Below are 13631 nucleotides of genomic sequence, written 5' to 3'. Positions count from 1 at the left end.
GCCCGGCCGGAACGCGAAAGCCCTGCCGGAGGGCTGTGTCAGTCGGGCAGGCGGGGCATCTCCAGCCCGGGGGCGCGGCCGAGCAGCACCGCGCGGGTCAGCGCGGCCGAGCCGAACCGGTCCCGGACGGCGTCCACCGCCGCGTCCAGCTCGACGCCCGGATCCGGCGCGAACGGCAGCGGCGGCTGCACGTGGCCGCCGCCGAGGTTGCCGACCGACACCCCGATCAGCGTGATGCCCCGCCGGTCGATCTCCGGCAGGGCCGTCCGCAGCAGCGCCCGCGCCGTGCCCAGCAGCGGCCCGGTCTGCGCGGTCGCCTTCGCCACGGTCTGCGAGCGGGTGGCGCGGCTGTAGTCGGCGAAGCGCAGCCGCAGGGTCACCGTCCGGCCGCAGCGGTGCGCCGCCCGCATCCGCCGGGCCACCCGGTCCACCAGCCCGGCGAGGATCGCGTCGAGGTCGCCGGGGGTGGTGCCGGCGCCGCCGAGGGCGTGCTGCGCGCCCATCGAGCCGCGGCGGCGGCCGACCTGGACCCGCCGTGGGTCCCGGTTGTGCGCCAGGGCGTGCAGGTGCCGGCCGGCGCCCGCGCCGACCAGCGACACCAGCGTCGCCTCGTCCAGCCGGGCGACCTGGCCGACGGTGCGGATGCCCCGCTCGCGCAGCTTCGTCGAGGTCACCGGGCCGACACCCCACAGCCGCTCGACCGGCAGCGGGTGCAGGAACTCCAGCTCCCGGCCCGGCTCGACCACCAGCAGCCCGTCCGGTTTGGCCACCCCGCTGGCCACCTTGGCGAGGAACTTCGTCCGAGCCACGCCGACCGTGATCGGCAGGCCGACCCGCCGGCGGACCTCCCGGCGCAGCCGGGCGGCGATGTCGGGCGCGGGGCCGGCGAGCCGGCGCAGGCCCCCGACGTCGAGGAACGCCTCGTCGATGGAGAGCCCCTCGACCAGCGGCGTGGTGTCGCGGAAGACCTCGAAGACGGCGCGGCTGGCCGCCGTGTAGGCCGCCATCCGGGGGTGCACCACGATCGCGTCCGGGCAGAGCCGGCGGGCCTGCCGGCCACCCATGGCGCTGCGTACGCCCCGGGCCTTCGCCTCGTAGCTGGCGGCCAGCACCACCCCGCCGCCGACGATCACCGGCCGGCCGCGCAGTCGGGGGTCGTCGCGTTGCTCGACCGAGGCGTAGAACGCGTCGAGGTCGGCGTGCAGGATCGTGGCGTCCGGCGGCACCGGCACATCTTCGCACAGGTGTTCGATGAAGCGCCACTGACCTGCCGGAACGTGTCGTGCCGGGCCGGCCCGGACGGTCCGCGGACCGTCCGGGCCGGGGTGCGTCAGAAGCCGAGGGCGTCCCGGCCGCCGACGACCGGCATGGTGAGGCTGCTCGCGCCCGGCTGGACGGTCAGCCGGGTGCCGCCCAGCGGCAGCAGCGTGTAGTCCTGGTCGCTGGAGAGCACGACCACCCCGATGCGGTGCCCCGCCGGGAAGACGTAGTCCTTCGGCTCCAGCGTCCAGCGGTAGTCGTACATGACCCCCTGCTGCACGGCGGTGGTGTGCGACCGGCCGGTCCGGTTCTGCGGGTCCAGCCAGCCCCGGGTCACCACGACCGGGGCCGTGGTGGCGCCGGGCGCGCCGTAGTCGACCAGGTGGACGGTCAGGTTCGCGTCGGCGCGGTTGTCGATGGACATCCGCAACCGCATCTCGGGCCGCCCCGACATGCGTACGTCCTGGGTCAGCACCGGCGAGCGGTAGACCAGCCGGTTCTCGCTGGCCGCGTCGGGGTTGGCCACCAGCGTACGCGGGCTGATGGTGCGCCCTTCGTCCACGAAGGACTGCTCCTCACGCTGATTCGCCGGGCCGTTGCTGATCAGGCCGCCCGGCTCGGTCGCACTGGTCGCGGTCAGCCGCAGCGGCACCTCCCGGGCGGCGGGGTCCGGCCAGTTGGCGTAGGTGGTGTAGGACCGGTTCTCGCGCTGCAGGACGGCGGTGGGCTCGTCCATGATGCCGTTCGGCACGCCCCACAGCCAGAAATCGAACCAGCGGTTCTCGGTCTGCTTGTAGGTCCACGCCTGCCCGCCGGGCAGCGTCACCGTCGCATTGTTGCCGGGGCCGCCGTGCCCGCCCTGGTGCAGCCAGATCTTGCGGGGCACGTCGTTCTTGGCGAGCCGGTCCCACCAGCCGGCGAAGTTCTCCGTCTTGACGTTCCAGTCGTTGAGCCCGTGCACGACGAAGACGCTGGCGGTGACGTTCTTCGCCCCGGGCAGGTAGTCCCGGTCCCGCCAAAAGTCGGTGTAGTCGCCGGTGACCCGGTCCTGCTCCGCGGTGATCTGGGCCATCTCGTCGGCGCACCGGCCCTCGGCGCGGGCCTGGCCGGCGGTGTACATCGCCAGGATGTCGGCGTCCTCGCCCTGGTAGCCGCCGGGCGCGACGACCAGCCCGTTGGCCCGGTAGTAGTCGTACCAGTTGCTGATCGCGGAGACCGGGATGATGGTCTTCAGGTTCGGCACCCCGGTGGTGGCGACCATGTTGGGCAGCGTGCCGTTGTACGACACCCCGGTCATGCCGACCGCGCCGGTGGTCCAGTCGGCGGTGACCGGCTCGCCGGCGGCGTTGTACGCCTTGCCCCGGCCGCCCAGCCAGTCGATGATGGCCTTCGTGCCGAGCGTCTCGGCCATGTCGCCGCTGGTCGGGCAGCCGTCGGAGTCGCCGGTGCCGACGCTCTGCCCGAGCACCACCGCGTATCCGCGGGGGACGTAGTAGTCGTCCAGGGTGCCGGGCAGGTTGGGCCTGGCCCGCTGGATCGCGATCTGCTGTTCCGCCTGGGCGCGGGCGGAGCGGGTGAGGCCGTTCTGCGGCAGGTCGTCGACCAGGACGCTCGGGTAGGGGACGCTGCCCCAGGTGCCCTTGCGGTAGGGGCTGTGCTCGAAGACCACGGGGACCTTGAGCCCGGCCGTGGCGGTCTCCCGGGGGCGGGAGATGTCGGCCACGACCCGGTCGAGCTTTCCATCATGGTCGGTGTCGAGGGTCGTCTCGACCCACACCCGTTCCTCGACCGCGTCGGCGAACGAGAACACCGGCTGGGTGATCCCGTCCCGGACGACGATCCCGGGTTCCGGTGCCGGTGCCGGCTCGGCGGCGGCGGGTGCCGCCGAGACGGCCAGTAGCGAGGTGGTGAGGGTGACGGCGAAAAGGATACGGCGTCGGCGTTGGCGCATGAATGTCCTCCGAAAGGTGGGGGATCTCCCCGAGGCCGTCATGGTAGTTGCGCCACTGGCCGGGGTCGATGGTCCGCGCGGTGCGGGATGACCTGGTGGAACGGCTGGCTTCGACCCGACCGGAGAGCCCGAGCCGGCCACCCCATGAGACGCCGGAGCGAACCGGTTGACACGGCGAGCCGACTCGATGAGGATCTTGTCGTGCGAAGCGCCTATCTGACCAAGCGAGGTCACATCGACCTGCTGCGCGTCGCCAGCGCTGCCTGTCGGCCCTGCGTCTGACGCCGGGCTTCTGATTCCGCCCGCTGCGGGCGTTCCCACGCCACCGGTCTCCGGCCCGGCGGCCACGCCACCGCATGGCATCCCCAATCTCCCGACAGGAGAGCTGTTCCTCGTGCGCAAGACATCCGTACGCCTGACCGCGGCCGTGCTCACGGCCGCCCTGACCGGTGCGGCGGCGTGGACGTCCCCGGCACACGCCTCGGCGTTGCCCACCGTGCCGCCGTCCCCCGTCAGCCCCTCCGAGATCACCGCCTATCCCCGGCAGAACGTGCTGCCGGTCTGGCCCGACAACCCAACCGACGCATCCATCCCGATCGGCGTCACCCCCTACGACGAGATCGCCCCGACGCTGAACAGGCTGCAGGCCGCCAGCGAGCGGGTCTCCGCCCGGGTGGCCGGCCGGTCCAGCGGTGGCTACGACCTGTACGCCGTCACCGTCACCGCCCCCGAGACCCGCAGCGAGGCCCGCCAGCAGGAGGAATGGAAGCGCCTGCTGGAGGACGAACCGGTCCGAGCCCGCACCGACCCTGGACTGCTGGCCGGCTACAAGACCCCGCTGTTCGTCAACGCCAACATCCACGGGAACGAGTGGGAAGGCACCGACGCGGCGCTGCGGGTCATCGAGGAGTACGCGACCAGCACCGACCCGGAGGTCACCCGATTGCTGGAGCGGAACCGGTTGGTCTTCAACATCACCGCCAATCCCGACGGTCGGGTCGCCGGCACCCGCGCCAACAACGCCGGCTACGACCTCAACCGGGACCTCACCATCGTCTCGCAGCCGGAGACGAACCTGATCCGCGAACTCGTCATCGACACCAAACCGATCATCACCCTCGACCTGCACGGCTATGTCAACCCGACGCTGCTGCACCCGAGTACCCCGCCGCACAACGTCAACAACGAGTACGACCTCTACATCAAGCACGGCCTGCCGAACGCGCTGGCCATCGAGGAGAACCTGCGCGCGCTCGGTCATCCCGAGACCCAGCGGGCCCGGATTCCGTTCCGCGACGACGCGCCGGGCGTCTGGGACGACTTCCCACCGATCTACGTGCCCTCGTTCGCGATGCTGCAGAGCAGCATCCCGTACACCATCGAGGCGCCGCTCAATCCGCGCGGGGGAAACCTGACCCCGCAGGAGCGGGTCCGCCGTTCCGGCATCAACACGGACGTGCACGAGGTAGCGATCAAGACGTCGCTGCGCTACATCCAGGATCACCGGGCCGAGGTGCTGCACGACCAGGCGGAGGTCTACCGGCGCGGCTGGGCCGGCGAGCCGCTGCGGGACATCCCCGACGGCTACGTGCCGGGCTGGGGACCGGAGGACAACTACCGGACGGTCTTTCCCCGCTCGTACGTCATCCCCAGTGGACCCGGACAGCATTCGGAGCCGGCGGCCGCCCGGCTGGTCGACCTGCTGATCAGCAGCGGCGGCCGGGTGTGGCGGGCGAAGCACGACTTCCGCGCCGAGGGCAACGACTACCGGGCCGGCTCGTACGTGGTCGACCTGCACCAACCCAAGCGGGGCCTGGTCAACTCGCTGCTGGAGCCGGGCGCCGACATCACCGACCGGGTGGGTGACCTCTACGCCGGTCCGGCCGCGTGGAGTCAGGGGCTGACCTGGGGTGCCACCGTGGACACCCTCTGGGACGAACTGCCGGACGTGCAGCTGACCCGGGTCTACGACGGCGTGGCCGCCGGAGACCTGCCCTCCGCCGACGGCGACCTGCGGCTGGACCTCCAGGATGCCGCCGACCTGCTGGTGGTCAACTCGTTGATCCGCAGGGGCGTCCGGGTTTACCGGCTGGCCGACGGGTCGGTGGCGATCCCGGCCGTGCCGGGCAGCCGCCAGCTGTTCCAGGACGAGGTGCGGGCGCACGGCGTGACCTTCGAACGCGCCCCGGCCGGGTGGCGGGGGACCCCGTTGGACGAGATCGTCGTCGGTTACCTGGGCGCCCTCGAGGAGCGCGACACGCTGCGCGAACTCGGCTTCTCGACCCGGGCCGTCACCGCGGCGACGCTGGCCGACACGCTCACCGCCGACGTCGACGTGCTACTGGTGGCGAGCAGCCTCAACCTGTCGACCCTGACGGCGCCGAACCGTGCGGCGCTGGAGGCGTTCCTGGCCCGGGGCGGCGGCGTGGTCGGGCTGGGCACGGCCGGGGCGAACTTCGGCAACGCGGCGTCGCTGCTGGCCGTCACGGCCACCGCCGGCCCGTCGCTGGCCAGCGGCGTCGCCAACGTCGTCAACCGGGGTGGCCCGGTCACCGCCGGGGCCATCCCGCATTCGTTCATCAGCCAGCCGGTCTGGTTCACCAACCTCGGCGACGGCGTGACGGTCGAGCAGTCGTACGCCGCCGACCCGCTGCTGTCCGGTTGGTGGGCGGCCTCCGGCGCCGGGACGAACGGGCAGGCCGCCGCCGCGAACCAGGCCAGCCTCGTGCGCAGCGTGAGCCCCGGCGGCAACGGGGTGGTGCTCTTCGGCACCGACCCGACGTTCCGCCTGCACCCCAAGGGGCTGCAGGCGCAGCTGGGCCGGGCGCTGCTCTGGGCCGCCCAGCCCTGAGCGTCACGCGGCAGGTGATCGCCAGTCGGTGCGGGCCCGGACGGGAACGTCCCTCCGGGCCCGCACCGGCCCGACCCGGCTGGCTAGGGTGAGCCGGGGGAGGTTTGATGACGCCGGAACTGAGCGGGGCCGCGCTGGCCGCACTGGAGTCGGCGGTGCCGGGTGGGGTGCGGACCCGGGCCGCGGACCGGTTGCGGCTGGCCCACGACGCCTCCCACTACCTGCTGCACCCCAGTGCCGTGGTCACCCCGACCGACGCCGAGCAGGTCGGCGCGCTGCTGCGGCACAGCCGCCGCACCGGCACCCCGCTGACCTTCCGCTCCGGCGGCACCAGCCTCAGCGGGCAGGCGGTCACCGACCAGCTGCTGGTCGACACCCGCCGGCACTTCCGCGACCTGACCGTCCTCGACGACGGCCGCCGCGTGCGGGTGCAGCCCGGGGTGGTGCTGCGGCAGGTCAATGCCCGGCTCGCCCCGTACGGCCGCAAGCTCGGCCCGGACCCGGCAAGCGAGTCGGCCTGCACCGTCGGCGGCGTGGTCGCCAACAACTCCAGCGGCATGACCTGCGGCACCGAGTTCAACACCTACCGGACGCTGGAGTCGGCGCGGTTGGTGCTGCCCAGCGGCACCGTGCTCGACACCGGGGCCCGCGACGCCGACGAGCGGTTGCGCGCCGCCGAGCCGGAGCTGCACGCCGGCCTGCTGCGGCTGCGCGACCGGGTCCGCGGCAACCCCGACTCGGTGCGCCGGGTCCGCGCCCAGTACGCCATGAAGAACACCATGGGGTACGGGGTGAACGCGTTCCTCGACCACGACACCCCGGCGGAGCTGCTCACCCGGCTGGTGGTGGGCAGCGAGGGCACTCTCGCCTTCGTGGCGGAGGCGACGCTGCGCACCGTACCCGTGCACCGGCACGCCGCCACCGGCCTGCTCGTCTTCGCCGACCTGACCGCCGCGATGGCCGCCATGCCGGCGCTGGTGGCCGCCGGGCCGGCGGCGATCGAGCTGCTCGACGCCGCCGCCCTGCGGGTCGCCCAGACCGACCCGAAGGCGGACGCCGCGCTGCGCGGCCTCCCCGTCTCCGCACACGCCGCGCTGCTGGTGGAGTGGCAGGAGTCCACTCCGGACGCCCTCGCGGCGCGGGTCGCCGAGGCCCGCCCGGCGCTGGCCGGGCTGCCGCTGACCGCCCCGGCCCGGCTCACCGGCGACGCGCCCGCCCGGGCCGCGCTCTGGCACATCCGCAAGGGCCTGTACGCGGCCGTCGCCGGCGCCCGCCCCGCCGGCACCACCGCGCTGCTGGAGGACGTCGCCGTCCCGGTCGCCGCCCTCGCCGACACCTGCGCGGCGCTGGCCGACCTCTTCGCCGGGCACCGGTACGAGCAGAGCGTCGTCTTCGGCCACGCCAAGGACGGCAACCTGCACTTCATGCTGAACGAGCGGTTCGCCGACGGCGTGGCCCCGGCGCGCTACGCCGACTTCACCGAGGAACTGGTCGACCTGGTCCTCGGTCACGGCGGCACGCTCAAGGCCGAGCACGGCACCGGTCGGGTGATGGCCCCGTACGTGCGCCGCCAGTTCGGCGACGAACTGTACGCGGTGATGCGGGAGCTGAAGACGCTCTGCGACCCGGACGGGATGCTCAACCCGGGCGTGCTGCTCACCGACGACCCGGCCGCCCACCTGCGGCACCTGAAGACCGTGCCGACCGTCGAGGAGGAGGTGGACCGCTGCGTCGAGTGCGGGTACTGCGAGCCGGTCTGCCCCAGCCGCGACCTGACCACGACCCCCCGGCAGCGGATCGTGCTGCGCCGGGAGATCGCCACGGCCCGCGCCGACGGCGACCTGGCCCTGGCCCGCGAGCTGGAGCGCGCGTACGACTACGACGCGGTGGACACCTGCGCCGTCGACGGCATGTGCGCCACCGCCTGCCCAGTCTTGATCAACACGGGTGACCTGGTGAGACGGCTGCGCGCCGAGCGCAACGGCCGGGCCGCGCAGGCCGGTTGGCGGGGCGCCGCCCGCCGCTGGGCCGCCACCACCCGGGGCGCGGCCCGGGGCCTGGACCTGGCCGGCGCCCTGCCGCCCGCGCTGCCCGAGGCGGCCACCCGGGCGGCCCGCGCGCTGCTCGGCCCGGACCGCGTCCCGCAGTGGCGGCGCGACCTGCCGCGCGGCGGGACGGTGCGCCGACCGCACCCGGTCGACGACCCCGACGCGGTCTTCGTCCCGTCCTGCCTGGGCACCCTCTTCGCGCCGGCCCCCGGCGGCACCGGGGTCGCCGCCGCGCTGCTCACCCTCGCCGACCGGGCCGGGGTGCGGCTGCTGGTGCCCGACGGGGTGGCCGCCATGTGCTGTGGCACGCCCTGGTCGTCGAAGGGCCTGACCGCCGGCTACCAGGCGGTCCGCGACCGGGTTCCGCCGGCGCTGTGGGCGGCCACCCGCGCCGGCGCGCTGCCGCTGGTCAGCGACGCGGCCTCCTGCACCGAGGGCTTCGCCAAGCTGGCCGCCGACGCCGGTGGCGCGCGGGTCGTCGACGCCGTGGCGTACGCCGCCGCGGAGCTGCTGCCCCGGCTCACCGTGCGGCGCCGGCTCGCCTCCCTCGCGCTGCATCCCACCTGCTCGTCGACCCGCCTGGGGCTGGACGACGCGCTGCTCGATGTCGCCCGGGCGGTCGCCGACGAGGTCGTCGTGCCCGACGGCTGGCAGTGCTGCGGGTTCGCCGGCGACCGGGGGCTGCTGCACCCGGAGCTGACCGCCTCGGCCACCCGCGCGGAGGCCCGCGCGGTCGCCGAGCGGTCCTTCGACGGGTACGCCTCGGTGAACCGGACCTGCGAGATCGGCCTGGCCCGGGCCACCGGCCAGCCGTACCGGCACCTGCTCGAACTCCTCGCCGAGGTCACCGGGTGAGCCGGTTCGCCGAGGTGCGGAGATGGGCGTTCGCCGGCCTGATGCTGGCGTGCGGGGCGCTGGCCGCGGCCGGCGCGGACCGGATGGGACTGGCCGTCGTCGAGTTCCTGATCTTCGCGGCGCTCGCGTTCCTGTTCTCGCCACTGGCCTTCCCGAGGTCATTGCCCGCCGCCGAGGCGCAGCGCCGCAGCGCCGCCGACGGCCGGCCGGTCGTGTACTGGCGGCCGGGCTGCCGCTACTGCCTGCGGCTGCGGCTGCGGGTTGGCCGCCTCGCGCGCCGCGCGTACTGGGTCGACATCTGGCGCGACCCGGCCGGCGCGGCGGCGGTCAGAGCCGTCACCGGTGGCGACGAGACGGTCCCGACGGTGGTGGCGGGCGAGGAGGCGGTGGTGAACCCGGATCCGGTGTGGCTGCGGCGGCGGCTGACGGCGTAGTGCCGGTGGCCCCGGCGGAGGTCACCACCGGGCCGTGACCGGCCCGATCCTGACCCAGGACCGACGAGCCGATCCGGCCGGGCCCGCGCGGCGTGGCGGCGACGGTGAGGCGCGAGCCGCCCGCTGGTCACAGCGCCCGGGTCAGGTCCGCGACGATCTCGGCCGCCGGAGCGGCCCGGGCGGCCCGCCAGCCGGTTCCGGCCCACAGGTGCAGCCGGTCGGCGTCACCGGCCTTTGCGGCGGCGGTACGCAGCGGCCGGGTCAGGTGGTGTAGCGCCGGGTAGCCCAGCGGGGCGTGGGCGTCGTACCGGTCGACGAAGTCGTTGCGCAGCGCGCGGGCCGGCCGTCCGGTGAATGCCCGGGTGACCACCGTCCGGTCGTGGCGGGGATTGGCCAGCGCGGCGCGGTGGGTGCCGCTGGCGCCGCTCTCGTCCGCCCGCAGCAGCAAGGTGCCGACCAGGACCGCGGTCGCCCCGGCGGCGAGCGCGGCCCGCACGTCGCCGCCGCCGCCCACCCCGCCCGCGCCGAGGACGGGCAGGCCGGTCCGGCCGCCGACCAGACCGACCAGCTCGGGCAGCGGGCGCGGTGGTGGCGGGTCGTGCGGGGTGAAGGTGCCGAAGTGGCCGCCGGCGTCGCCGCTCTGGGCGATAAGCCCGTCCACCCCGAGCGCGGCGGCGGCTGTGGCCTCCGCCGGGTCGGTCACCGTGGCCAGCACCCGGCTGCCGGCCCGGCGCAGGTCCCGTACGACGGTGGCGGGCGGGAGGCCGAAGGTGAAGCTGACCACCGGCACCGGGTCGCGGACGAGCAGGTCGAGCTTCGCCGCCCAACGGTCGTCGTCCTCGACGCGGACGGCCGCCGCCAGGTCCAGCCCGTACGGCATGCCCTCGCCGGCGATCCGGGCCGCGTAGCGGCGGAACTCCGCCTCGCCGACGGGCACCGGGGTCGGCGCGAAGACGTTCACCCCGAACGGGCGGCCGGTGGCGCGGGCCGCGGCGATCTCGTCGGCCACCGCCTGGGGCGTCTTGTAGCCGGCGGCCAGGAACGCGAACGCGCCGGCAACACCCACCGCCGCGGCCAGTCCGATGGTGGTCGGTCCACCGGCCATCGGCGCCGCGACGACCGGTACGTCCACCCCGAGCAGCTCTCTGCGTCGCCTGTCCACCCGTCCAGTCTGCCGTCCGCGCCCGGCACCGCGGTCCCTGCCAGCACGATCCTCGGCGCGGCCTGGCCTTCGGGCCGGCGGTCGCCGGGCTGCTGACCCGGTCGAAACACGCGGCGCGGCAGCGGGGACGCCGGCCGGGCGAGCCCCGTCGGGCCCGCCCGGCCGCCCTGTGGTGTCGACGTCCACCGCCGCTGCCGCTCAGCAGAGCTTGTGCAGGTCCACCGCTCCGGCCATCGCGCTGAAGCCGACGTCACCGGGGTGCAGGTGGTCACCGGAGTCGTACGCCGGGTTGAGCCGGCCGGGATCCGCAGGGTCCCGGGTGACCGCGTCGAGGTCCACCACCGCATCGAACTCACCCGAGGTGCGGATCCATTGGTTGACCGCCTGCCGATCCGCCTCGCCAGCCTCGCTGTAGTAGCCGGCCCCCTCGTACGGCAGGATCGTGGCACCGACGACCCGGATGCCGGCCTGGTGCGCCCGCGCGATGAACTGCCGGTAGACCGCGATGAGCTGTTCCGGCTCCAGGGCACCGCGGCTGTTGCCGATGTCGTTGATGCCCTCCAGCAGCACGACGGAGCGGACGCCCGCCTGGCCGAGCACGTCCCGGTCGAACCGGGCCAGGGCCGAGTCGCCCGCGGAGCCCGCGTTGGTCAGCAGCCGGTTGCCGCTGATGCCAGCATTGAGCACCCCGCACTGCCGCGCCTCCGGCCGCTGCAGCAGCCGGTCCGCCACCTGGTCCGGGTAGCGCAGGTTGGCGTCCACGGTCGAGACGACCCCGTCGGTGATGGAGTCGCCGAAGAAGACGACGGCACCGGCGGCCCGGGAGGTGACGTCCACCCCGGAGAGGAAGTACCGCGCGGTGTCCAGCCGGGCGAAGGCGCTGCCACCGTCCGAGGTGGCGTCGCCGGCGGCGTGGAAGGACGTGGCGTAGCCGGCCGGGTGCCAGGTGGTGGGCCCGGTAGGTCCGGGAAGGTACAGGCTGACCACCAGGTCGGTGTCGGCCGGAACCGGGATCGGCAGCGGGTCGGAGCGCCACTCGACGCCGATGGGGATGGTCACCGACCGCGCGCCGTCGAAGGTCACCGGCCGCAGCGCCTGCGCGTCGACCTGCGGGGTGCCCGCGCCGGTGGCGCGGGGCGCCACGGTGACCGCGCCGACGGCCAGCGGCGTCGTCCCGTAGACGTTGCTGATGCGTACGCGGAGGCTGTCGCCACCGACCGACAGGTGCGCCACCTGGCGCAGGGTGGTGTCGGTGAAGCCCGTGGCCGACGTGCCGGTCGTCCTGGGTTCGGCCACGGACGCGGTCCAGCTACCGATCCAGTCGATACGCCCGTTGGGCTGGGCCACCGCGGTGGTGGGCAGGAGGCCGAGCACGACGGCTATCGCGCCGACGGCGGCCAGACGAACTCGCATGCGTTGTGATCTCACACTTGGCTCCCTCGTCCAGTCGAACAACTGGCTGGCCAGCGCGACGATGGAATCACGCAACGTGATCAGGAGGCAACGCAAAGATGTGAGTAGATGAGATCAATGCGGTCAGTGGGCCGTATGGTGCGATGAGCGGCGCCGCGGATGCGACCAGTGGCCGTTGACAAGGAACGATGCCGAGCGGGTGAGCCCGGTGAAGGCTCTCAGAGGTCGAGCGGCCCGGGATCGGCGGCCAGCGCCCGGAACCGTTCCCGCGGGTCGGCGACCAGCCGCCGGGCCGACAGGTCGAGCAGTCCACCCACCCCGGTCAGCGCCGCCACCGCGGTGCCGTCCGCGCGGGTGTAGTCCTGGACGAGCTGGAACGTCTTCCCCTCGCCCCAGCGGAACTCGCAGGTCACGTCCACCTCGTCCCCGCCGCGCAGCTCCCGCAGGTACCGCAGGGTGACCTCGAGGGCGACGGGACCTACGCCGGTGGCGAGGAGTTGGTCCTGCGAGATGCCGGCGGCGCGTAGGCACTCCCACCGGGCGTGCTCGGCGTACTGGAGGTAGACCGCCTGGTTCAGGTGGCCCTGGGTGTCCAGCTCGTAACCACGGACGGTGATGCGCACCCGGAACGGATCTCCCATGGCCAGACCCTATGCGCACCCACGGGCCCGACGGGCCCGCCACGGACGTCGGTGTCCGGCATCACAGCCGCCGACCAAGCGGCCGTACCTGCCCGCGCTCCCGGCATGAAGCAGGTTGGAGAAGTTCTTGAGACCGACGGAACCGCTCGTGGAGGAGGAGCCGCCACCCTCTCCCTCACCGATTCACACGCGTCCAGGGAAGGTCGACATGAAGAACAGACTCATCAGGGTGGGCAGGCCACTATTCAAATTCTTCGCTTTCGCCCTCATTTCAGCGATGCTCGCCGCCGGCGTCGTCGTCGTGGAACCTCCACCGGCCAGTGCCGCGGACAACCCGAATCCGGCGAGGATCACCGATCCGTCGTGGTGGCTCATGGAGCAACTGCTGAAACTGGAGCCGGGAACGCAGAACGGCGGGATCTATGCCAACAAGCCCGGCTACCACAACACTCGGGCGGGAAATGCCCCCACCGACTATTCCGTCCGGGACGCCGAGGATCAGGGCGGCCCGTCGGACAAGGCGGCCGCCTACGACTGGACCTTCCCGGAAGCCCAGAGTTTCGCGCTGGCCGCGATCCAGTCGGACCCGCAACCGGATCTGATTCTGCCCTCCGACGTGCGGACCACCAGCGCTGACTACAGCAACATCGCCCGTTACTCCAGCCGCCTGTTGGCGTCCGGCAAGGACTCGAACGATCCGCGACTCGACGGCTGGCGGGAGTTCTTCGGCCAGGCGAACAGCGACAGCACCGTGGAGGGCTGGGACTTCCGGTACAAGCGGGCCGCCACCTCCGACTCGTCACACCTGTGGCACATCCACCTCAGCGAGGACCGGGACAAGGTGACGAGCCTCGAGAACAAGCAGGCGCTGCTGAGCGTGCTGCGGGGCGAGACCGTCGAGCAGTGGCGCAACAACCCGTACGGTTCGCCGGATGATGTGTCGCGGGATGGTGTGGTGGTGGGGTTGGATGGTCGGATTTCGTTGTATGTGGTGCGGTCGGGTGGTGATGTGTGGG

General features: G+C 73.5%; 9 protein-coding genes and 1 pseudogene. 5 read left to right on the top strand and 5 right to left on the bottom strand.

From position 1 onward, the window contains the following. Window positions 1–38: 38 nt before the first annotated feature. Window positions 39–1226 (bottom strand): DNA polymerase IV, encoded by a 1188-nt coding sequence (gene dinB / locus AB0H57_RS25835; RefSeq protein ID WP_357510692.1) that lies wholly within the window; start codon window positions 1224–1226, stop codon window positions 39–41. A 104-nt stretch (window positions 1227–1330) separates the two neighbouring features. Then, a complete protein-coding gene (locus tag AB0H57_RS25830; protein WP_357510690.1) occupies window positions 1331–3211 on the bottom strand; it encodes a Xaa-Pro dipeptidyl-peptidase in 1881 nt (626 codons plus the stop codon). A gap of 87 nt (window positions 3212–3298) precedes the next feature. Here AB0H57_RS25830 and AB0H57_RS25825 point away from each other — a divergent pair, with 87 nt between their 5' ends. From AB0H57_RS25825 to AB0H57_RS25810, 4 genes are all read left to right on the top strand, one after another. After that, window positions 3299–3493, top strand: a complete 195-nt coding sequence (locus AB0H57_RS25825) for a putative leader peptide (protein WP_357510688.1) — start codon at window positions 3299–3301, stop codon at window positions 3491–3493. Between the two features lie 112 nt (window positions 3494–3605). Beyond that, window positions 3606–6062: a M14 family zinc carboxypeptidase gene (locus AB0H57_RS25820; protein ID WP_357510686.1), complete on the top strand. Its 2457-nt coding sequence runs from the start codon at window positions 3606–3608 to the stop codon at window positions 6060–6062. 107 nt (window positions 6063–6169) lie between these two features. Further along, complete coding sequence (locus AB0H57_RS25815) at window positions 6170–8965, top strand: FAD-binding and (Fe-S)-binding domain-containing protein (protein WP_357510684.1); 2796 nt, start codon at window positions 6170–6172, stop codon at window positions 8963–8965. Further along, complete coding sequence (locus AB0H57_RS25810) at window positions 8962–9399, top strand: glutaredoxin domain-containing protein (RefSeq protein ID WP_357510682.1); 438 nt, start codon at window positions 8962–8964, stop codon at window positions 9397–9399. The genes AB0H57_RS25815 and AB0H57_RS25810 overlap by 4 nt, the downstream gene beginning before the upstream one ends. A 127-nt stretch (window positions 9400–9526) precedes the next feature. Here AB0H57_RS25810 and AB0H57_RS25805 read toward each other — a convergent pair whose 3' ends face one another. The 3 genes from AB0H57_RS25805 to AB0H57_RS25795 all read right to left on the bottom strand — a co-directional run bounded on the left by AB0H57_RS25805 (window position 9527) and on the right by AB0H57_RS25795 (window position 12615). Beyond that, the gene (locus tag AB0H57_RS25805; protein WP_357510680.1) at window positions 9527–10561 is read right to left on the bottom strand and encodes a nitronate monooxygenase; all 1035 of its coding nucleotides are present in this window, start codon (window positions 10559–10561) and stop codon (window positions 9527–9529) included. Window positions 10562–10759: 198 nt separating this feature from the next. After that, window positions 10760–11974 (bottom strand): SGNH/GDSL hydrolase family protein, encoded by a 1215-nt coding sequence (locus tag AB0H57_RS25800; RefSeq protein ID WP_357510678.1) that lies wholly within the window; start codon window positions 11972–11974, stop codon window positions 10760–10762. A 218-nt stretch (window positions 11975–12192) separates the two neighbouring features. Beyond that, entirely contained in the window at window positions 12193–12615 is a 423-nt protein-coding gene (locus AB0H57_RS25795) for an acyl-CoA thioesterase (RefSeq protein WP_357510676.1), read from the bottom strand. A gap of 313 nt (window positions 12616–12928) precedes the next feature. On the opposite strand from AB0H57_RS25795, the pseudogene AB0H57_RS25790 reads away from it, so the two are divergent. Beyond that, a pseudogene (locus tag AB0H57_RS25790) lies at window positions 12929–13525 on the top strand (hypothetical protein); the annotation flags it as partial. Window positions 13526–13631: the final 106 nt, after the last annotated feature.

This window comes from Micromonospora sp. NPDC050686 (assembly GCF_040654475.1).
Lineage (GTDB): Bacteria > Actinomycetota > Actinomycetes > Mycobacteriales > Micromonosporaceae > Micromonospora.
Note: the sequence above shows the minus strand (reverse complement) of the source record. Positions and strands in the feature narration are given on the sequence as shown.

What these genes read in the sequence shown, in the direction of transcription:
- AB0H57_RS25830 (WP_357510690.1), bottom strand. Translation starts at nt 3,211, where the DNA reads ATGCGCCAACGCCGACGCCGTATCCTTTTCGCCGTCACCCTCACCACC.
- AB0H57_RS25825 (WP_357510688.1), top strand. Translation starts at nt 3,299, where the DNA reads ATGACCTGGTGGAACGGCTGGCTTCGACCCGACCGGAGAGCCCGAGCC.
- AB0H57_RS25815 (WP_357510684.1), top strand. Translation starts at nt 6,170, where the DNA reads ATGACGCCGGAACTGAGCGGGGCCGCGCTGGCCGCACTGGAGTCGGCG.
- AB0H57_RS25800 (WP_357510678.1), bottom strand. Translation starts at nt 11,974, where the DNA reads ATGCGAGTTCGTCTGGCCGCCGTCGGCGCGATAGCCGTCGTGCTCGGC.
- AB0H57_RS25795 (WP_357510676.1), bottom strand. Translation starts at nt 12,615, where the DNA reads ATGGGAGATCCGTTCCGGGTGCGCATCACCGTCCGTGGTTACGAGCTG.